At 38.5% G+C, this 19,623-nt stretch carries 17 protein-coding genes and 2 pseudogenes; 9 read left to right on the top strand and 10 right to left on the bottom strand.

Annotated features, from left to right (window positions below; all coding sequences use genetic code 11):
- Window positions 1-17: 17 nt before the first annotated feature.
- Window positions 18-1,826 (bottom strand): M61 family metallopeptidase, encoded by a 1,809-nt coding sequence (locus ACZ1G6_RS08285; protein WP_472618847.1) that lies wholly within the window; start codon window positions 1,824-1,826, stop codon window positions 18-20.
- Between the two features lie 161 nt (window positions 1,827-1,987).
- Here ACZ1G6_RS08285 and ACZ1G6_RS08280 point away from each other — a divergent pair.
- A pseudogene (locus ACZ1G6_RS08280) lies at window positions 1,988-2,457 on the top strand (Mpo1 family 2-hydroxy fatty acid dioxygenase).
- Window positions 2,458-2,512: 55 nt separating this feature from the next.
- Here ACZ1G6_RS08280 and ACZ1G6_RS08275 read toward each other — a convergent pair.
- Window positions 2,513-3,508 (bottom strand): ATP-dependent 6-phosphofructokinase, encoded by a 996-nt coding sequence (locus ACZ1G6_RS08275; RefSeq protein WP_472618846.1) that lies wholly within the window; start codon window positions 3,506-3,508, stop codon window positions 2,513-2,515.
- 64 nt (window positions 3,509-3,572) lie between these two features.
- Between ACZ1G6_RS08275 and ACZ1G6_RS08270 the strand changes: the two genes are divergently transcribed.
- Window positions 3,573-4,415, top strand: coding sequence for a DUF6279 family lipoprotein (locus tag ACZ1G6_RS08270; protein ID WP_472618845.1), 843 nt, complete (start codon window positions 3,573-3,575; stop codon window positions 4,413-4,415).
- A 51-nt stretch (window positions 4,416-4,466) separates the two neighbouring features.
- Here the strand turns inward: ACZ1G6_RS08270 and ACZ1G6_RS08265 are convergent, their stop codons facing one another.
- The 3 genes from ACZ1G6_RS08265 to ACZ1G6_RS08255 all read right to left on the bottom strand — a co-directional run bounded on the left by ACZ1G6_RS08265 (window position 4,467) and on the right by ACZ1G6_RS08255 (window position 8,270).
- Window positions 4,467-5,732 (bottom strand): S8 family serine peptidase, encoded by a 1,266-nt coding sequence (locus ACZ1G6_RS08265; RefSeq protein WP_472618844.1) that lies wholly within the window; start codon window positions 5,730-5,732, stop codon window positions 4,467-4,469.
- 101 nt (window positions 5,733-5,833) lie between these two features.
- A complete protein-coding gene (locus tag ACZ1G6_RS08260; protein ID WP_472618843.1) occupies window positions 5,834-6,196 on the bottom strand; it encodes a hypothetical protein in 363 nt (120 codons plus the stop codon).
- Between the two features lie 427 nt (window positions 6,197-6,623).
- Window positions 6,624-8,270 (bottom strand): response regulator, encoded by a 1,647-nt coding sequence (locus ACZ1G6_RS08255; protein WP_472618842.1) that lies wholly within the window; start codon window positions 8,268-8,270, stop codon window positions 6,624-6,626.
- 151 nt (window positions 8,271-8,421) lie between these two features.
- Between ACZ1G6_RS08255 and ACZ1G6_RS08250 the strand changes: the two genes are divergently transcribed.
- The 6 genes from ACZ1G6_RS08250 to ACZ1G6_RS08225 all read left to right on the top strand — a co-directional run bounded on the left by ACZ1G6_RS08250 (window position 8,422) and on the right by ACZ1G6_RS08225 (window position 14,161).
- Window positions 8,422-8,904 carry a VC2046/SO_2500 family protein gene (locus ACZ1G6_RS08250; RefSeq protein ID WP_472618841.1) on the top strand — a complete coding sequence of 161 codons (483 nt, stop codon included), beginning with the start codon at window positions 8,422-8,424 and terminating at the stop codon, window positions 8,902-8,904.
- 95 nt (window positions 8,905-8,999) lie between these two features.
- Window positions 9,000-9,995, top strand: coding sequence for an oxygen-dependent tRNA uridine(34) hydroxylase TrhO (gene trhO / locus ACZ1G6_RS08245; protein WP_472618840.1), 996 nt, complete (start codon window positions 9,000-9,002; stop codon window positions 9,993-9,995).
- Between the two features lie 163 nt (window positions 9,996-10,158).
- On the top strand, window positions 10,159-10,419 hold the full coding sequence (locus tag ACZ1G6_RS08240) for an EF-hand domain-containing protein (protein ID WP_472618839.1): 261 nt from the start codon (window positions 10,159-10,161) through the stop codon (window positions 10,417-10,419).
- Window positions 10,420-10,459: 40 nt separating this feature from the next.
- Complete coding sequence (locus ACZ1G6_RS08235; protein ID WP_472618838.1) at window positions 10,460-11,572, top strand: cystathionine gamma-lyase; 1,113 nt, start codon at window positions 10,460-10,462, stop codon at window positions 11,570-11,572.
- An 80-nt stretch (window positions 11,573-11,652) separates the two neighbouring features.
- Window positions 11,653-12,996: an amidohydrolase gene (locus ACZ1G6_RS08230; RefSeq protein WP_472618837.1), complete on the top strand. Its 1,344-nt coding sequence runs from the start codon at window positions 11,653-11,655 to the stop codon at window positions 12,994-12,996.
- Between the two features lie 55 nt (window positions 12,997-13,051).
- Window positions 13,052-14,161, top strand: a complete 1,110-nt coding sequence (locus tag ACZ1G6_RS08225; protein ID WP_472618836.1) for an energy transducer TonB — start codon at window positions 13,052-13,054, stop codon at window positions 14,159-14,161.
- A gap of 58 nt (window positions 14,162-14,219) precedes the next feature.
- Here the strand turns inward: ACZ1G6_RS08225 and ACZ1G6_RS08220 are convergent, their stop codons facing one another.
- The 3 genes and pseudogenes from ACZ1G6_RS08220 to ACZ1G6_RS08210 form a co-directional block, all read right to left on the bottom strand.
- A complete protein-coding gene (locus ACZ1G6_RS08220) occupies window positions 14,220-15,551 on the bottom strand; it encodes a DEAD/DEAH box helicase (RefSeq protein WP_472618835.1) in 1,332 nt (443 codons plus the stop codon).
- Window positions 15,552-15,625: 74 nt separating this feature from the next.
- A pseudogene (locus tag ACZ1G6_RS08215) lies at window positions 15,626-16,283 on the bottom strand (CoA transferase subunit B).
- A 2-nt stretch (window positions 16,284-16,285) separates the two neighbouring features.
- Entirely contained in the window at window positions 16,286-16,993 is a 708-nt protein-coding gene (locus ACZ1G6_RS08210; protein ID WP_472618834.1) for a CoA transferase subunit A, read from the bottom strand.
- Window positions 16,994-17,140: 147 nt separating this feature from the next.
- Between ACZ1G6_RS08210 and ACZ1G6_RS08205 the strand changes: the two genes are divergently transcribed.
- On the top strand, window positions 17,141-18,037 hold the full coding sequence (locus tag ACZ1G6_RS08205; RefSeq protein ID WP_472618833.1) for a LysR family transcriptional regulator: 897 nt from the start codon (window positions 17,141-17,143) through the stop codon (window positions 18,035-18,037).
- Here the strand turns inward: ACZ1G6_RS08205 and ACZ1G6_RS08200 are convergent.
- The gene (locus tag ACZ1G6_RS08200) at window positions 18,021-18,785 is read right to left on the bottom strand and encodes a hypothetical protein (RefSeq protein ID WP_472618832.1); all 765 of its coding nucleotides are present in this window, start codon (window positions 18,783-18,785) and stop codon (window positions 18,021-18,023) included. The genes ACZ1G6_RS08205 and ACZ1G6_RS08200 overlap by 17 nt on opposite strands.
- A 12-nt stretch (window positions 18,786-18,797) precedes the next feature.
- Window positions 18,798-19,589 carry a sensor histidine kinase gene (locus tag ACZ1G6_RS08195; RefSeq protein ID WP_472618831.1) on the bottom strand — a complete coding sequence of 264 codons (792 nt, stop codon included), beginning with the start codon at window positions 19,587-19,589 and terminating at the stop codon, window positions 18,798-18,800.
- Between the last annotated feature and the right edge of the window lie 34 nt (window positions 19,590-19,623).

Genomic DNA, 19,623 nt, shown 5'->3' with positions numbered 1-19,623 from the left:
TTTAAAATAGCTGGGCCTTACACTTCTACCCCAATCCAATTATTGAAACGTTCATCGCTGTGTATTGATAGTGACACCGTATCGCAAATGGCAGGATGCACTTCAAAGAAAGACTGTATTAACCTGCCATCTCTAATCAGATGTAAATCAAGTTTATCTCCCACTTTTTTTGTGTTTAAAAGACGCATAAATGTTTTATCGTCACAGGCTAATTTATCTAGGGCAATAATAGTGTCGCCAACTTGCATACCAGCCCGTGAAGCTGCTCTTGCACTTTGAACAGAGACAACCTTTAGTTGTTTATCGACCATGTTAAATTGTGCACCTATATCAAAGGCACTGTATGTTTTTACATTTCCGCCTTTATCTTGCATGGAGTCTGTGGGCCTCATATTCATATTAAGGCCAATGCTTTCCAGTAAACTAGGTAAGGGTAAATCCATGGGTGAGTTAACAGCGATATGCAAAAAACCAGACACATCAATTTGTAAATAACGCTGACACAGCATATTTATCACATCATCAGGGGTGCCTATGTTTTGACTGCCGTAGTGATCCCAAAGTAATCTCATTACGTCATTTAAATTCGCGTTATTTTGTGTCTGTTGACGAATCGTAATATCTAGACAAAGCGCTACTATGGCGCCCTTATTATAATAACTAACGATATGATTGATTGAGCCTGCATCTTGCTTATAGAATTTATTACAGGCTTCAAAACTGGAGGTGGCGACACTTTGCTTATGTCTGCTTAGGTTTCGCAGTAAGCGCGTAAGCGATTCTGATAATATTTGTAAATACGATTGTTTGTCGATAATGCCGCTTCTAAGTAGACTTAAGTCATCATATAAAGACGTAAACCCTTCATAGATCCAAAGTTGTGGCGTATATACCTCTTGACTTAAATCCGGCTTCACAAAACAAGCTGGTTTGGTTCGTTTTACATGCCATGTATGAAAAAGCTCATGGCTGCAAAGAGATAAAAATTGTTGATATCCTTTATTGTTTTTAGCATTCACACAGAGGGTGTTTTTTGATGATACTTGTTTTAAAGGCAAGTCAAATCTGTTGAATTGCAAAACGGTGCTAGCATTATGTTCAAGTCCACCAAAACCGTTGTCGCAGACTAAGGTCATAAACCAATATTCTGGACACATAAATTCACCAAATAAAGCAATATGATGGGCAATAATTTTTCGCAAGTCAATCTCTAAAAGGTCAAAATCGATAGCAAGATGACCAGTAAATATCAAATGAAATATATGTCCATCCATAGCAAAGCTATGTTTATCGAAATGACCCAATATGAATGGGTGTTCGATAAGTTCATAATAATCGTGGCTTTGATAATGCTTTGTTGTTTTGTTAAAAGGCATTGCAGTCGCAATTTGCGACTGCGCCCCTAAAATTGAATGATCTATTGTCACGGTATGAATAATATCTTGATATGATTCAACGTAAATAAAGATACTTGTTCCATTAAAGAAAACGTATTCATCATTAATAAATGCGCTGCGCACTGACAAATCATTGGCATATATTTGATAAGTGAATACAAGTTCAAGCTCGTCAAGATTTTGCGTACTATCAATACTTACATCCCACGTTTGTTTATCAATTTGTTTGATACTCACATTGGGTGTGACACACACCAAATTATGTAAGTTTCGGCTGAAATCCCTGATCATATAGCTACCTGGTATCCATGCGGGTAGGCATAATCGATATTTGTTTTGGGTAGGAAGCGTCACCTTCATTGTGACATCGAGCAAATGCTCGCTTAAGCTTGCGACGCAAACTGAATAGTTAACACAGTAGTTTGACATAGAATAAAGATAAAAATGAAAGGCTTAGTTGACATTTAATATAGCATGATGTCAAAGCTAATACAGTTGGCACGCAATCTTTGTTGAGTAAATTTACATGAGCTTGTAAACTTTGCGTTAAGTAAACGAACGTGCATACAAAAATAACAAAGGATAAAGCAGTGAGAGAACGTGAAATAGAAAGACTGATTAATCATTATGGTCAAAGCCATCAAAACAAGCTTAATATTTTAATTCATGCAATTGCGGTGCCTAGCATTTACTTTGTAACGATCGGATTAATATGGTCGATACCCGTGCCAGATTTTATTGCAAAATTTGATGTGACTCATGGGCGCATATTCTTGCTATTCCTACTTTAATGTATTATTTCAAGCTTTCAGGCCCAATCGGAGCGGCGATGACTTTACTGACTATTGCGGTTTTTGCAGGTATTCATTTTTTGACTGTACTTGAAATATCAGTGCTACTTTTTTCAATTATTCTGTTTGTCGTCATGTGGGTTCTACAATTTGTAGGTCATAAAATTGAAGGTAAAAAGCCATCATTTTTTGAAGATTTACGCTATTTATTGGTAGGCCCTGCTTGGTGGTGGGTTCATTGGTTAAAACGAATGAATATACAATACTAATTATTGACTAAGGGGCCGTTTAATGGCCCTTTTTTATTGGCTTTATCTTTATGTGTTACCCCAATGGCGTTAAGGTATCCAGCATTTTCATAGAATAGGGGTTTAATCGTTTATCATCAAGCTCAATTTCTTCTAGTTTTATCATACAAGGTAATGCCGCTTTAACCCCCACCATAACACCTTTATTACCTTCAATTAGCGCTCTTATGGCATAGTTACCTAGTTTTGTTGCTAAGAGCCTATCTTGCCACACCGGTGAGCCTCCGCGTTGAACATGGCCAAGTGTAAGTACCCTAACATCTATACCTGTTTCACTTTGTAAAGAATCTTGCAATACATGTATTCCGCCTGGCCATAAGTTTTCGGTCATGACAATAATATGGCTTGTGTTGGCTTTGTGCTTTCTTCTTTCATCGAGTTTATCTAAAATTTTAACGAGCTCCTCGGCGGCACTGGTAAATGTTTCAGGCAGCAATACATGGTCAGCGCCACTAGATATGGCTGAGTTTAGCGCAATAAAACCAGCTTCTCGACCCATCACATCTACAATAAAAATACGTTCGAATGCTTCCGCGGTATCACGAATTTTGTCTAATGATTCAACAGCAGTTTGAATAGCAGTATGATAACCAATAGTATAGTCCGTTCCTGCAATATCGTTATCGATAGTACCTGGAATCCCAATCACTGGTTTGTTCCATATTTTTTGTAGTGCAAGTGCGCCTTTTAGTGAGCCGTTTCCGCCAATCACCACTAATGCATGCACATCTAGAGAATCCAAGTTGTCCCGTGCAATAGATTGTTGCTCGACTTCATGAAATTTCATACACCTAGCACTATGTAAAATCGTACCGCCACGTTGAATTAAATTATGGACAATATCCGTATTTAATTGAATGTAGTCTTTGTTGAGTACGCCAATAAAACCAGAACGAAAGCCTAGTACTTCAATCTGCTGTGATTGAGCGCTAATACATAAGGCTCGAATACACGCATTCATGCCGGCTGCATCTCCACCAGAGGTAATAACACCAATTTTCTTTATGGACATTTGAAACCTTTATGCTCGTTGTTGTCGTATGTATATTATATCGTTTTATAAGGAAAACAATTGCATGAAAAAAATTATAATTGTGCTTGCTGTGCTTTTGTTAACAGGGTGCTCAACTCGTTTTGCTTATAATAATGCAAATTGGCTTGTTTACTGGTATTTAGATGATTATGTAGAGCTTAATGACGAGCAAGAAGAATTGTTCGACGAGATGCTAACTAGATGGTTGGCATGGCACAAAGCCGAAGAATTACCTAAATATGAGCTACAGTTAAATGAAATTATCAGTGAAATTGAAGCAAAGCAAATGGATGAAGCTCGAATTGACTACCATCGAGAAAAAGCCAGAGGGCATTATGAAAGGGTAAGGGCACATGTTGCCAACGATATCGTCAAGCTGGCAAAAACCTTGTCCGATGAGCAATATGATTATTTTTTTGCGGCCCTAGCGAAAGAAAATGAGAAAGATAAAGAAGAAATGGCAGAGCGTGCCGAACAAACTACTCAAAAACGCCTTAAAAATTGGATAAAAAGAAATGAAAAGAATATACGGCGTTGGATGGGACGTTTGAGTAATGATCAAAAAGTCTTCATTAGTGGGTTTAATGAGCGATTCAGATCAACACGCACATATTGGATTGAGTACAAAGAAAATTATCAAGCAGCACTTAAAGACGTTGCGTATCGCGAAGTAAAAGATGCACAATTTGAACAAGAGATGCTGGCGTTAATTGTTAACCCTGAAGCCTATAGAAGTGATGCATTTTTAGCCGCATCTGATGAAAATGTTCAGGCTAGCACTGACTATATGTTGGGCTTACTGTCCATGGCCAGTGATAAACAGCTTGATAAATTAAAAGGTGAAATTAGTGAATTACGTGATGATGTGGTGAGTTTACAACAATAAAAATGCGAGTTGAGCAAAGCTTACTCAACTCGCATGACTTTTTGCAGCTATTTACTCGTAGCTGTAGTTCATTGTTACGCCACTAAACGTAGAGTAAGCACGGATACCAATATTCCACTCACCACTTTGTGGGTTGTTAAACGTACATACTTCGCTATTACCGTTTCTATATGGACGACAGTCATAACTATTAGTTTGTGGTTCAGAACCCAATTTCATATATAAATCAGCATCACCACGACCACCTGAAATTCTTACCGTAAGTGTCGAAACACCTGCAGGCACATTCCAAGTGTAACGTCTCCAGTCACCACGACTTTCGGCAATATTGTTGATTTGGCCATCAACAGGAGTAACACCACCACCTGGGTTTGAGTTGCCATCACAGCCAAATGAATCAATATAATCATATGCATCGCGAGCTTGAACAATGCCGTGTCCGTATAAATTATCACGACCAGCAGAACCTTTGTCTTTAGCTGTTTCATTTAATACAGTTCTGATTTCTTCATTTGAACATTGCGGGAAGAAACTCCATACTAATGCCGCAACGCCAGCAACGTGTGGAGTTGCCATCGATGTACCACTAATTGAATTATACGTGTTTACCGGCCATGTAGAGCTAACTGCTGAACCAGGTCCTGCAATTTCAACTTGGTCGTTGTATTGTGAATATGAAGCACGTCGCTCAGCTGAATCTACTGCCGCTACCGAGACAACTGCAGGATATGATGCAGGGTAAGATTTGCTACTGTTTCCTGAATTACCCGCCGCTGCGATTAACATCATACCGTCATCGACAAAGCTTTGCATTGCATTGCGCTCAGCAGTAGATGAACCGCCGCCGCCCAAACTCATGTTAACAACATTAGCCCCAGCGCTTTGGCACTGACCAATTGCAGTGATAATGTCAGAAGAAAAGGTCCACTGGCCGTTATCATCAAAAATTTTTACTATGTGTAAATCAACATCAGGATAAACGCCAATTACACCAATAGTATTATCAAGTGCTGCAATCGTGCCGGCAACATGTGTTCCATGACCATTACCATCTGAAAACCAATTAGACGTTTGGCTGCTGTTTCCTTGACCGGTAACACCATCGTTTTGATCAGGTAGATCAGGGTGTCCTAAATTATATCCAGTGTCGATTACGCACACTTTACGAGCAGATTCGTTGCTTTGACCCAACAATGGGGCCTGAACCATACTAATGCCGTAAGGCGTTGATTCAGCCAATAAGGTTCTGCGTTCATCAATCGAAATACTTTCTACGTTAGGATCTCGTTCTAATTTAAGGGCGGTATTTTGATTCATATTCACCACCATCATGCGGTGTTTATTCATCGATTTTATGCGTTGACCACCAGCGTTTGTAATAATACGAGCAGCTGCATTTTCATTTAGCTTGCCATTGACTATGGCTCGCTCATTTCTATTGCTACTACAGGTGCAGCAAACGAGTTTGATGAAGAGCCAAACATCTCTGTATCGCTAACATCACTTTCTTTTGTTTCTTTAAAAGTAACTATATAACGTTTGCGCTTATTACGTTCAAAACGAGAAAAGCTATACGTAAGTCTTTCACTTCCTCGGTCTGTTGATACCACCTCTACCGGTGCTAATGGATCACTAGTCGTAGGGGCCTCAAGTGCTAGGCCAAGACCTTTTGCTTTTGGACTTGCCATTGAATTAATGGATGCAGCAGATGCTGTACTCATTGCAATAGAAAGCGTGAGTAAGCTTAAGCTAGTGCTTAGCTTATTTTGTTTTGTTTTCATGTTGTGAATTCCTATTTATTTTATATAAGTTTTTTTAGGATAATTTGTTCGAAAAAAATACAATCGAACTTCGCTACCATAACTTATGTAAAATAATACGTAAAAGTGTTTTTAGAGAAGGATATACATTTGTGAAATGATACAAAATTACTTTCAGTGATGTTGCTAGTGTTTACTTCTGGAAAAAACCAATAAATACAAATAGATATAACTTTTATTTTTGTAAATATAAGTTTACAGTTCTGTAGATTAATGCGTACAATTATTTTTTAGTTGAACTGGTCCACCAGAATGTCATTTTTTCAACTCTAAGTACCTGTTAATACTTAGGTTTAATTTTTAGGTATATTTTAACTGGTTGATGAGTTGATTTCGGTGCTCAAAATAATAGTGTTGTAAATTTACATTTTGTTTTCAACTGTATTATTTAATTGATTGCCGCTTCAATATCTTCTCTCATTTTGCCGAATTTAGCTTTGTGGACTTGCTTTAACGGCATACTTTTAATAAAACGGTATAAGTCTCGGGCTTCAATGATATGCTTGCCCTCGGGCTTGTCCACTTGGCTAATTAGTTTTGCTAAACATTGCAACAAATTAAGGCACACCCCAATATTAAGCGGGCAAACCTGTTTCGCTTCAACAAATGCTTCATAGGCCTTTGAAAAATTACCAGAGCTATACAGTTCGATGCCTTCTTTATTTTTTCTAATAAAGTTGCGTCTTGTGTGTTTAATATGATCACCTTCGTTTTCGATTAAATACAAAATAGAAGGGTCAACTTTTTCGGGGTTTTCTTTTATAACCTTGCTCAGTTTACTTGCCTCTTCAAAATCGCCAAGATCTAACATTAGCTTCATACTATCGGCCGCCAAAGCAACTGGATATTCGCTAAATGTGCGTTCGATTTCTATTTGGCTTTCCTCCAGTGCTTTTTTTGATTCATTGGTTTTGCCTTCAATCTGGAGCATCCGTGCGTTGACAATATTTTCAAAGATGTCAAAGTCAAAATCGTCAGGTTGTATCTTGGATATTTCGTCTACCTTCACTCGTTGCATAACAATGGCAGACTCTTGGAGAAATTTGTTTCGCCGTGAAGATGTATCACTATGTTGCGCAGCATCTAATACACTTCTTATATAACCGCACATATGGTTTATATTTTTATGTACAGAGCGTTGTGACAAATCGTAAATTGATTTTGCGCTGGTCATTGCAAGCTCATAGTCTTTATTTTCTCGCGCGATTTCACAGACTTTAAAATGGCGTTCAATCGATAGCGGCGACAGCTGTAAAGCTTCTTGGATATATTTGAGTGCTTCAGGTTTCTTGTTAAAATTAAGGTAGGCCTGCGCAATTATGTCATATGCAACAACATTATTTACAGAGTTGTCTATTGCTTTTTTGGCTAGCTCAATTGCCTGTTCATATTGCGCTAGGTAAATTTTGGTCTGAGCCATTGAGCACAATGCCCATAATAGCTCTCTTTTCTTTAAGACCTTTTCCAGTAAATCTTGGGCTGCCTCATAGTCCTCTATTTTCCAATATAGCTCGACTAAAAGTTGCATAAGATGATTAGTGTATCGGGGCTCAGTTTCTATAAAATGTTTACATGTCTCGATGCTCAGCGAATATTTATCATGATCTATTTGACTGTATAAAGCCGACAAGGTTGAGCGTCTGAGGCTTGCTTTTGTAATACGGGAGTTCAGTTGAGCTTGTGAGAAGGGTTTTACTAAATAATCATCAGGCTGCTTTTCAATCGATCCCAGAACCATTGAGCGTGCACTATCGCCACTTATCATTATAAAAACAGTAGATGGCCTAACAAGATGCAATTTTCTGATTTCTTCGAGGAATTCAAAGCCATTTTTGCGTTTACTACCAAGATGAAGGTCGCAAACGATAATGTCATATTTTGCTGCCTTACAAGCTTTTAAAGCTGACTCAGCTGATAGCTCAGTTGTTATTTTTGTTGCCCCAAGGCTAGTTAGCAGCCCTTTCAAAAGCATTAAAAATGGTCGTCTATCTTCTACTATTAAGCACTTCTTATTGGTGTAATCGATAGATTTCATTTAAGACCAACGTTTGGTTGTTTACGGCAATTAGACAAAATGGCTCCTATTTTTGAGCATTGATTATGTCGTTTTCGAACAATGATTGAGTATTTGTTTGTATCGGTCGATATCAAAATATAAACCTAAGTGAACAAAAGTTATTCAATAAATGTTATCGGCCGCTCATTGCATAAATATTAACAAAGATATTAACACCAGTATTGAACAAGGTTCTGAAAGCAGAGCTGATTTTCATCTCATTCTATCGCTGTTTAATGATCAACTTTTACCTACTGTCGAGAATAATGAATTAACAGATCAACAAAGCATTGACACACCAGCGTTGCCAAAAGCTCCATGTGCTGCTTTGTACGCTAGAAATCATGATTATGTGAATATCAACAGAATATCAAATGGAATCTCAAAGAGTGACAATGTTCAACAGTTTCTAATGTGGGTGAATTCCGCCTACCCAAGCCCTTTATTCCATGCGTCACATCCTATCAATATAAACGACGAAGTGCTCGATAATATGGCTTATCATGCCCAACAAACCTGCAGGCAAAGCGACATTGATATGCTTAAGATGGATACACAAGAAAATATGGATTTTTACGATACGGTTGAAGCCGCAAGAAATTTTCTTATATAAGCTAAAGTCTTGGTGTAGATAATCAACAATTTATGATAGTCTGCGCGGCGCAATTTTGCATTGGTTTTACGTTCCAACTTAGCAAAGGAAATTCAATGAGTCAGTTTTTAGTATGTGCACTGTATAAGTTTGTCACGCTTAGTGACTATCAAGACAAACGCGAGTCGCTTCGCTCGTTCATGGAAGCCAAAAAGATAAAAGGTACTATTTTATTGGCGCAAGAAGGACTAAATGGAACTGTTTCAGGCAGTGAAAGTAGTATTAACGCATTACTAAACTATCTTAATCAAGACGATAGAATCAGCCCAATCTCTTTTAAATTGTCATGGCATGACGAACAACCATTTTATCGCACTAAAGTGAAGTTAAAAAAAGAGATCGTTACAATGGGAGTTGATGGTATCGACCCTACCCAAACAGTCGGCACTTATGTATCTGCTGAAAATTGGAATGATTTGATTTCTGACCCTCAGGTCACCGTAATTGATACCAGAAACGATTACGAGATAGAAATAGGCACCTTTAAAAACGCAATTAATCCAAATACTGAATCTTTCAGTGAATTTCCGCAATATGTTGCTGACAATCTAGATAAAAACAAACATAAAAAAGTCGCTATGTTTTGCACAGGAGGTATTCGCTGCGAAAAATCTACTGCGTATTTAAAAGAGCAGGGCTTTGATGAGGTTTATCATCTTGAAGGAGGGATATTAAAATATCTAGAAGAGGTGCCTCAAGAAGAGTCTCTTTGGGAGGGGGATTGTTTTGTATTTGATAATAGGGTTGCTGTTAATCATGACTTAGAAAAAAGCATCTACGATCAATGTTATGGTTGCCGTTTGCCTATTACGCAAGAAGACAAACAAAGTGACAAGTATGAAGCCGGCGTTACATGTCCTCATTGTTTTGGGAAGCATTCAGATGAACAACTATCACGATTTAGAGAGCGAGAGAAACAGGTTAGTTTAGCGAAATTGCGGTCTCAAGAGCATGTCGGTACACAAGCTAGGGATATTATGTTAGAAAAACGCGCTCAAAAAGCAAATGCACAAAGTGCACGAGCTTTGGCAAAGAATTCAAAACACTCGTAAAATTTGACCAAAGTATAACTTATCAGTAAATGTTTGATTTTTTTGTGATTAAAACGTGTCTGTCATGATAAAAACAGCGCATTTAACTAGACATCATTCAAGCTTGGGTAGTAAACTTTAGCTTACGCTTTAGCAGTGTCGCTAATCCGACTTAGGACGAATCATGAGTGAATCTAATTCAAAAACTACAGAGTTAAGTCAAGAAAAAATCGCTGAAATTCGCAAAGAATTTGATTATTTTGATAAAGACAATAATGGGCAAATAGACTTAGCTGAGTTTATTGAAATGCTAACTATACTGTCACCCAAGACGAAAGCTAGTCGTGTTCAAGATGGTTTTAATTTAATCGACGATAATGGCGACGGTTTTATTGATTTTGAAGAGTTTCTAGAGTGGTGGCAAGAAGCTTGGTGGGAATATTAGACGCTTTCGTGTTTTTTTATTCAATTTCAAATAACGCCAAATGAAACGCAAGCCCTCTTTAGCGACATTAAGCGTTAACGCTGGTGCACCGTCTCCAAGCCAAGGTCAAGCATTTAGAGCGGGCCCAGAGTTCGCTAGCACCTACCATTTAGTTGGTGATGTCGACCCTCAAGCGAATCAATATGGACGGTTTGGTCAGCGTTCATGGACCTACCTTGAAACTGCTTTGCGTGAATTAGAAGGTGGCGATAGTGTTGTTTTCCCTTCAGGCATGTCGGCCGCAGCAGCAATCCTTACTGCGCTACTTTCGCCAGGCGATACCTTACTTTTGCCAAGCGATGGATATGCGCCAGTCAGAACCTATGCGCAAGAATATTTAGTCAAATTTGGTGTTCATTTACAAACTATCGCAAGTTCTCAAATAGATAGCTTTGATTTTAAAAACATAAACCTAGCGCTTTTAGAAACGCCTAGTAATCCTATGTTAGAAACGTTTGATATTGCATTGGCGGCAAATAAACTACACAAAAATGGTGGGCTGCTTGCTATTGACAATACGACTCTAACATTCTTAGGGCAACAACCACTTAGTCTGGGTGCAGATATTTCAATGAGCGCAGATACAAAAGCGGTCAATGGACACAGTGATGTCTTATTTGGGCATACTTCATGTCGTGATAGTGCGATAAGTGAAAAAATACGACATTGGCGAAAATTTTCAGGCAACATTCCTTACCCAATGGAAACGTGGTTAGTGCATAGAAGTCTTTCGACTTTAGATGTTCGCTTAGAGCGCATGTGTAAAAACGCCCAAACTCTCGCAGAAAGGTTCAAGGACCACCCAAAGGTCTATTCAATTCGTTTTCCAGGCTTAGTGTCAGATCCAAGTCATGAAGTAGCAAAAAAACAACAATCAAATTTTGGTTTTATCATTAGTTTTGAACTAGAAGATAAGGATAAAGCACAAGCGTTTTTAGCCAATTGTTCACTGGTATACGAGGCGACAAGTTTTGGTGGTGTGCACAGTATGGCTGAGCGCAGAGCAAGGTGGGGTACTGATGATATTCCCCAAGGCGTGGTTCGCTTTAGTGTTGGTTGTGAACGAATTGAAGATATAATAAATGATGTTGAAGATGCGTTATCGCTGATTTAACTTAGCTTGTTTAAATAATGATTATAAACGCAAAATGATTTTGTGTGACAAGCCCACCATAATTAAATGAAGGATTCTCGATGAAAAATATATTCTTATTAGCTGTATTGGCAATTGTCTTTTTGCAAAATGCGACAATGGCACAAGAACAAGATATTACATCATCTGTAAATGCTGATTATGAGCTTCACTTAAAAGACTTATTTATTCATTTTCATCAACATCCAGAGCTATCACTTGTTGAGACAAAAACCGCCGCTAGGCTAGCCAAAGAGCTCAATGATGCAGGTTTTGAGGTCACGCAAAATGTAGGGCTTGAAGTGGATGGGTTTGCGCCAACTGGTATCGTTGCCATCATGAAAAATGGAGAGGGGCCAACGGTTATGATGAGGGCGGATATGGATGGCTTGCCAGTTAATGAAAAATCTGGCTTAGCTTACGCTTCAAAAGCAAAGCAGATCTCACCGATTACTGGAAAAGAAGTATCGGTGATGCATGCTTGCGGACATGATGTTCATATCACAAGTTTAGTAGGTACTGCACGCTACATGTCGGCCAATAAAGATAAATGGTCAGGTACATTAATGTTAATCGGGCAGCCAGCAGAAGAACGTATTATGGGCGCAAAATTAATGATGGATGCTAATATTTGGGAAACGTTTGGTTTACCCGATTATGCGCTTGCCTTTCACGTTGGGGCAGGCTTACCTGTCGGCACTATCAATGTGGTAAATGGCGCGCCTTATGCTGGTTCAGATAGTGGTAATTTAACGATTCATGGTGTTGGAGCACATGGTGCAAGTCCACATTCTGGTAAAGACCCTATTGTTTTAGGCTCGCAAATTGTATTGGCTTTGCAAACTTTGGTCTCACGTGAACTTAGTCCCCGTCAGGCAGGAGTGGTAACAGTAGGTTCATTCCATAGTGGGACAAAAGGAAACATAATATCGGACAGAGCAGTGTTGCAACTTACCGTTAGAAACACCAATCAAAAAACCCGCAAACTTCTGTTAGATGGTATAAAGAGAATATCAGAGAATATGGGACGTGTAGCTGGTTTACCTGAAGACAAACTTCCTGAGTTTGAAGTAACGCAAAGCACGCCTCCGACAGTTAATAATGATGAATTAGTTAATAGTTTGCGTGCAGTTTGGCAAGATAAGTTAGGAGAGGATGCAGTTAATGCTTTTGCTCCTGATCATATGGGCGCTGAAGATTTTCCTCAATTTACCAGTGATCCATATATTCCATCAGTATATTGGGCAGTAGGCGGCACTTCGCTTGATGATATGAAAAAAGCAGAAGCGGGTGAAATTGTCATTCCATCTCACCATAGCCCGCTATTTAAGGTGTCGCCTGATAGTGTAAAACTAGGTACTGAGTCAACTATTCACGCATTACTAGCACTCATGGGCGAAGCTTGAAATAAGATTAAAACAAGGTATATTTACAGTTACTAATCAAGGATAGAGGAAAAATATGTTTATAAGGAAATTAAGTCTTTTAAGTACTAGTTTGTTGTTGTCTTGCGCAGTTCATGCGCAAGAACCTTTCGAATCTCCTTGTGAAAAAGCCGAAGAACTTGCTCAAAATTCTGCGCCTTCTGAGGTTGAATTGCTGACCACTTTTGAGTCAGCCAAGCCAATTTCTAGAGAAAATCCCAAATATCCAATCCAAGCGGCACGTGCAGGACAGGAAGGTTGGGTTACAATGAGTTATGTAGTTAATGAGGAAGGAAGGGTAGAAGATCCAATTGTTGAAGACTTTGCAGGTAATCGTAAATTTAAGCAGGCGGCGTTACGATCAATTAGAAAATGGAAATTTTCACCTGCACAAATGGACGGTAAACCAGTCCAGCAGTGCAAGGCAGCAGTAAGGTTTGACTTCAATTTAGATGGCCAAAGAGGTGCTTCACGTAAATTCGTATCGAAATATAAAGAAGCCTTCAACCTGCTACGTGAGGACAAGTTAGAAGAAGCTAGCGATATGCTAGATGAGATTCATCGCTTAGATTATGGAAACCGTTATCAAAATGCATGGTTATGGAGTTTAGATGCTGATTACGCTAAAAAAACAAATGATCCAGTAAGGGAGCTTTCAAGCATACGAAAAACAATTGCTAGTGCAAAGTTTCATGAAGAGCAAAACAAAACCTTTGATGATCAGTATATTCATTACCTTTATCAACGAAGTTTTGTGCTGCAGCTTCAGCAAGGTAAAATTGGCGAGGCTTATCGAAATTTAGACGAAATCAACTCACTTGACACTCCTGAAAAAGTGACAACAGGCTTAGAAAAAGCCATCACGTATTTAAATGAATACATGTCATCAGACAAGCCCCTATATATTGATAGTAAAATCACTTCTTCTGGTTATTATTTTCATCATTTAATCAGAAATAAATTTAGTTTTGCTGATGTGAAAGGGGAGCTTGAAACAGTCGAAGTTAGGTGTGATGCGCGCCGCCAGATTTATACCATAGCTGAAGATAATGTTTGGCACATTCCAAAAAATTGGGGAAGCTGTCAAATCATAGTGAAAGGCGATGAAAATGCTACATTTAATCTTGTAGAGCTTAGCGAAGTCTAAACAATATATTGAGTACTTTGAGTAATATTTAAAAGTACTCAATACATTTTGCTACTATTTATTCATTGTCATCATCAAGGTCAATCTGACGCTTTTTTCGTTTGATTGGGATGTTTTCCATTTCAATCGCGTCCATCGTATTTATACGTTTCGTTTTTTGAATATTATTGGATTTTGCCGAGGTTCTTGATGAATGTTTTGTCCCTTTATTACTTGGTTTTTTAGTGGGTTTCTTGTGTAGGCCTTTAAATTTTGTTTCAAAACCACCTACAACTTCAAGTGAATGCGATTGTAAGTAATTGTCTTTAATTGCTATATAGCTTGCCCAGTCTTTTGTTCCTATTAACGACAAAGCGCGGCCTTTTTCGCCGGCTCTACCCGTTCTCCCAATTCGATGAATATATTCCTCAGCAAATTTGGGTAGGTCATAATTGATCACAAGTGCAACGTTACGAATATCAAGTCCTCTAGCGGCCAAATCAGTTGTCACCAGCACGCCAAATTTACCTTTACTAAAATCTTGTAGTACTTGGTTTCGTTGATTTTGTAACAAATCGCCGTGAAGTGCGGCTGCATCAAATTGTCGTTCATACAAAAAATCCTTAACTCGCACAGTATCTTCGCGCGTTGCCACAAATACTATTGCTTGTTGACGCTCTTTGATATCAATTAAAGATAAAAGTTGTTGGTCTTTTTGTGAAACACCATCACTGAAGAAAAATTGTTGGCTAATGTCTTGATGAGGTACTTCAGCTGCGTCTATTTTTATTACTTGAGGAGAGTTTAGTAATTCACTGGTAACACGCTTAATTTGTGCTTGCTCGATTGTTGCTGAAAACATCATTGTTTGACGTTTACGATGATTGGCTTGAGCATGAATACGAGAAAGCTGCTCACTAAAGCCAAGTTCAAGCATACGGTCTGCTTCATCTAAAATTAAAAATTCAAGACCATTTAAAAACAAGTGTCTATCGCGTAAATGATCATCTATTCGTCCTGCTGTTGCCACAATGATATGCGGACGGTTACGCAATGATTTTGCTTGGTCATTATAGTTTTCACCACCTACCACTAAAGAAGCTTTAAGATGAGTTTGAACAATTGTATCTTTGACTACGCCAAAGACTTGTTTTGCTAATTCACGTGTTGGAGCCAAGATCAAAGCTCTTGGGTCTGATTTAGAAAATGATTTTTGCGTTAATAAACGATTAACAGCAGGAACGACAAATGCGAGTGTTTTACCTGAACCTGTTTTAGAAGCGGCTAATATATCTTTGCCTAGCATGGCATACGGGATGGCGTGCTTTTGAACTTCTGTTAATGAATCAAGCTGCTTGTTATTTAGGTTTTTAACAATGCGGCTATCAAGTGCAAGATCGGTAAATTTCAAGAATATGCGCCCTTATTTAGTTAAGGGCGCATTATAACGGTAGTTGAGCTAATTACCTAGAGTCAGTTCATTTATTAAAACTGCATTTCGGGAATATCACCTGATACAAGCAGTTTGCCTGCCGTTTTAGATTGTATCTCTTCAATACTCACGCCAAGGTGCTCTTTCTTTTAAATGAAATGCACCATCAGCGACTTCTAATACCGCTAAGTCTGTAATAATCCGCGTAATACAATTAACCCCCGTAAGAGGCAAGGTGCAAGCGGATAATAGTTTTGATTTACCATATTTATCAGCATGCGTCATAGTAACTATAATATTCTTAGCGCCGGCAACTAAATCCATTGCGCCTCCCATACCTTTAATCAACTTACTAGGAATCATCCATGAGGCTATATTACCGTTAACATCCACCTCAAATGCACCTAATACGGTAAAGTCCACATGTCCGCCTCTAATCATCGCAAAGCTCTCAGCAGAATTGAAAATGGATGCTCCTTGAATAGCGGTTACGGTCTCTTTGCCTGCATTAATCATATCTGCATCAACTTGTTCTTCAGTGGGGTAAGCCCCCATACCAAGTAATCCATTCTCAGATTGCAACATTACCTCAATGTCATCTGGTACATAATTAGCAGCTAAAGTGGGAATCCCAATACCCAAATTTACATAGTTCCCATCTTGAAATTCTTGGGCTACTCTCATTGCGATTTGATCTCTTGTTAACGCCATGACTACTGTGCCTCCTTTGCCAATACTTTACGTTCGATTCGTTTTTCAAAGCTACCTTTAATGACTCGATCAACATATATACCTGGGGTATGAATTTGACTAGGTTCCAATTCACCTGGTTCAACAATTTCTTCGGCTTCAACAACAGTAATGGTGCCAGCAGTTGCAGCCATTGGATTAAAATTCATAGCAGTATGCCTATAAACACAGTTACCAAAACGATCTGCTTTCCAAGCTTTTACTATGGCAAACTCACCTGTGATACTAGGCTCTAAAATATAAGGTCGGCCATTAAACTCTTTAACATCCTTGCCCTCACCAACGGGGGTACCGTAACCCGTTGCAGTATAAAATGCAGGTATGCCTGCACCACCAGCCCGCATCTTTTCAGCTAATGTACCTTGAGGCGTTAATTCTACTTCTAATAGTCCGTTTAGCAGTTGCTCTTCAAACAACGCGTTTTCACCAACATATGATGAGACCATTTTCTTTACCTGTTGGTCTTCTAACAAAATTCCTAAGCCAAAACCATCTACACCACAATTGTTAGACACTATTGTGAGCCCTTTAGACCCCATTTTTTTTATTTGTGCAATTAAGCCTTCGGGTATACCACATAGTCCAAAACCACCCGCAATCACAGTCATATTATCTTCTAGACCTTGCAAAGCGTCTTCGTAGCTTGTGACGACTTTATTAAAACCAGCCATTATTTGCTCCTTTAGCATTAATCAGAACCTTGAATATAGCTTAATTATTGAACATCCTTTTTAATATGTAAAATCAATTTTATGTTGCAATTAATAAATAAAATCTAATAATGAAAGCGTTTTTTTACGCTTAGGAATATCATTTTGGTGACATTTAAGAACTTAAAAGCATTCATTGAAGTGGCTGACTCTGCCACTTTTGCCGATGCAGCAGGTAAATTATTCGTGTCTCAACCTGCTCTGTCTTCTGCAATTAAAACACTTGAGGCCCAATTAGGTGGGAAGCTATTTAGTCGCAGCACCCGTCGTGTTGATTTAACACCAGAAGGACGGGTTTTTTTGCCACACGCTAAACGCCTAATTGCAGAATACGAAAATGTGATTAGTGATGTAAAAGCGCAGTTTAGTGCGCAGCAAGGTAATTTAATTGTATCTGCGATGCCGGCATTTGCTGAGGGACACTTACCCCAGTTACTTGAAGGGTTTCATCAACACTATCCGAATATTTCCTTACGTGTTTTAGATGTCATCATGGAAAAAGTGATTGAAAATGTAAAGGCTCAACGCGCTGAACTCGGTTTTGTATTTGCACCAGAAAATTTGCACGGACTTAATTTTATCAAACTATTTAATGACGAGTTTTGCTTGGTGCTTTCGTCACAACACCCGTTATTTTATAAGGAGCATGTCAAACTAGATGACATTAAAGACTATCCAATGATAGCGATGAACAGAGAGTCGAGTATACGCCAATGGCTTGATGATGCGTTTTTACAAGCAGGTGTAAGGGTTAATATAATTACTGAAGCCAGTCAATTAGCTACCATTGGTCAACTTGTTGCGCGTAATTTGGGAATAGCCATAGTGCCTCAAATCTGTACTGATCAGATGGAAGCGAAGGGCTTAAAGTGTATGAAAATATCAGATCTCAAATTGTCGAAGGAAGTCGGTATTGTGTTAACTAAAATTGATGAGCTTTCAAGTTCAGCCAAAGTATTTCTTGAGCATGTTCAGCTCAAAGCAAACACTACCACTTTTTCTTAGGGGCAAATAAAGAATCAATGTCTTCTCTTTCTTGCGCTTTTTCTGCCGCGATTCTTGCCAAGTTGCTGTCTTTGACAGAGCTAACAAGACTCTTTCCCATTTCCTCTAATTCTGCTTTTCTACGTTTTGTATAGTCTGATTGAGGTTTGTGCTTACTAATTGCCGTAAGCGCTTTTTCTACATACTGCCTAGCAGAACCTTGCATATTACTTGATATAGCGTCGCTTGCACGTTTATGTAATGTCTCTACATTAACTCTAAGCTGCAAGGTTTCAAGTGCTTTGTCTTCTTTGAAGTACTGTTCGCGACTAATGTTATTTTTTATATGTTCTGACTTCAACATCATGCGAAGTTTTTTGACAGCCTGAATATATTTGATGATAATTTTATCAGTCTTAGGCAGCTTAAATACTTCATGATTTGGCATTTCTTCAGCTGGGTCTATGTCTGTTATCGATACTTTAATTTCATCGAGTTTATTTTTTATATCAGCATTTGGGTTATGTTCGTATATTTTGTTTAGCGCATAATGGGAGCGTTTTCGTAAGATGCTCATTAATGCTTTGGAAACGGGCATATGTTTTGCAGCAGATAGAGCATCCTCAGTGTCTTCAAATACTGTTTTTTGGCGAGTAATTTCTTCGCGTTTTTCGGCAGCCTTTCTTTCATTATGTTGTTGCACAGCGGTTGCAGCGATGCCACAAACGATTAAAAATGCAATCAAGATAATAATGATAGTATAAGTCATAAAATAAGCAGCTTATGGCAGTGTTAAGTTAAACACACTGCCGCCATTGACGTGGTCATTAGATAAATGAATAGAGCCAATTAGCCCATTATTTTTATGCGTGTTTGCAATCATTCTAGCAAAGAACAATCCTAGGCCTGTTCGACCCTCAGATATACAAATATTACTCAGTTTCACTTGAGACATATCTAACATTTCTTGTGGATAACCTGGCCCGTTGTCTTTTACTTCCAACACAAGTTGTTCGTTAACAACCTCAGCACTTATATCTATATTAGTCGCGCCATAGCGAATGGAATTTATTAGTACGTCGTGAATCAAAAGATGAACTAATTCTCTATCTAAGTACCAAGACAAATCATCATCGACATTCACATTGACCTTAAGGTTATTTTCTTGGGAATATCCATGCTTTGTTTCGACAATCTCTTCAATTAAGTCGCTTAAAAAGCACTCGTCTATATTGATGGGCAGGGCACTTAATTCAGCTCTATATAAAGATAGAACCTGCACTAAGGTCGTGTTCATGCGGTTAGCTTCGTAGTAAACACTATTAATGCCCGTTATTGCATCTTCACTGTCTTTAGGAATAAGCTCGCTCACTTTTTCAATCGATTGCATCAAAAGACTAAGTGAGTTTTTCATATCATGGATTGCAACAGCCATTACTGACGAGAAATCAAATATATCTTCAGTGTCAACGCTCTGTTCTAATTGCTCGTTCATGCTGCCTAATGCCTTGTTGTTTGCATCTAAATTGTAACTTTTATAAAAAAAGTTTGGAATGCCTGAAAAATTCATCATAATTAGTATATATACCATATCGGCAGTTCATCAG

Source organism: Glaciecola sp. HA4-3, assembly GCF_055693685.1.
The sequence above is the reverse complement of the archived record's forward strand: the minus strand, read 5'-3'. Positions and strand labels throughout refer to the sequence as shown.

Excerpts from the sequence above, each read along its gene's own strand:
- ACZ1G6_RS08285 (WP_472618847.1), bottom strand. The coding sequence starts at position 1,826 with ATGTCAAACTACTGTGTTAACTATTCAGTTTGCGTCGCAAGCTTAAGC.
- ACZ1G6_RS08275 (WP_472618846.1), bottom strand. The coding sequence starts at position 3,508 with ATGTCCATAAAGAAAATTGGTGTTATTACCTCTGGTGGAGATGCAGCC.
- ACZ1G6_RS08270 (WP_472618845.1), top strand. The coding sequence starts at position 3,573 with ATGAAAAAAATTATAATTGTGCTTGCTGTGCTTTTGTTAACAGGGTGC.
- ACZ1G6_RS08265 (WP_472618844.1), bottom strand. The coding sequence starts at position 5,732 with ATGAATCAAAATACCGCCCTTAAATTAGAACGAGATCCTAACGTAGAA.
- ACZ1G6_RS08260 (WP_472618843.1), bottom strand. The coding sequence starts at position 6,196 with ATGAAAACAAAACAAAATAAGCTAAGCACTAGCTTAAGCTTACTCACG.
- ACZ1G6_RS08255 (WP_472618842.1), bottom strand. The coding sequence starts at position 8,270 with ATGAAATCTATCGATTACACCAATAAGAAGTGCTTAATAGTAGAAGAT.
- ACZ1G6_RS08250 (WP_472618841.1), top strand. The coding sequence starts at position 8,422 with ATGTTATCGGCCGCTCATTGCATAAATATTAACAAAGATATTAACACC.
- trhO (WP_472618840.1), top strand. The coding sequence starts at position 9,000 with ATGAGTCAGTTTTTAGTATGTGCACTGTATAAGTTTGTCACGCTTAGT.
- ACZ1G6_RS08240 (WP_472618839.1), top strand. The coding sequence starts at position 10,159 with ATGAGTGAATCTAATTCAAAAACTACAGAGTTAAGTCAAGAAAAAATC.
- ACZ1G6_RS08235 (WP_472618838.1), top strand. The coding sequence starts at position 10,460 with ATGAAACGCAAGCCCTCTTTAGCGACATTAAGCGTTAACGCTGGTGCA.
- ACZ1G6_RS08230 (WP_472618837.1), top strand. The coding sequence starts at position 11,653 with ATGAAAAATATATTCTTATTAGCTGTATTGGCAATTGTCTTTTTGCAA.
- ACZ1G6_RS08225 (WP_472618836.1), top strand. The coding sequence starts at position 13,052 with ATGTTTATAAGGAAATTAAGTCTTTTAAGTACTAGTTTGTTGTTGTCT.
- ACZ1G6_RS08210 (WP_472618834.1), bottom strand. The coding sequence starts at position 16,993 with ATGGCTGGTTTTAATAAAGTCGTCACAAGCTACGAAGACGCTTTGCAA.
- ACZ1G6_RS08200 (WP_472618832.1), bottom strand. The coding sequence starts at position 18,785 with ATGACTTATACTATCATTATTATCTTGATTGCATTTTTAATCGTTTGT.
- ACZ1G6_RS08195 (WP_472618831.1), bottom strand. The coding sequence starts at position 19,589 with ATGATGAATTTTTCAGGCATTCCAAACTTTTTTTATAAAAGTTACAAT.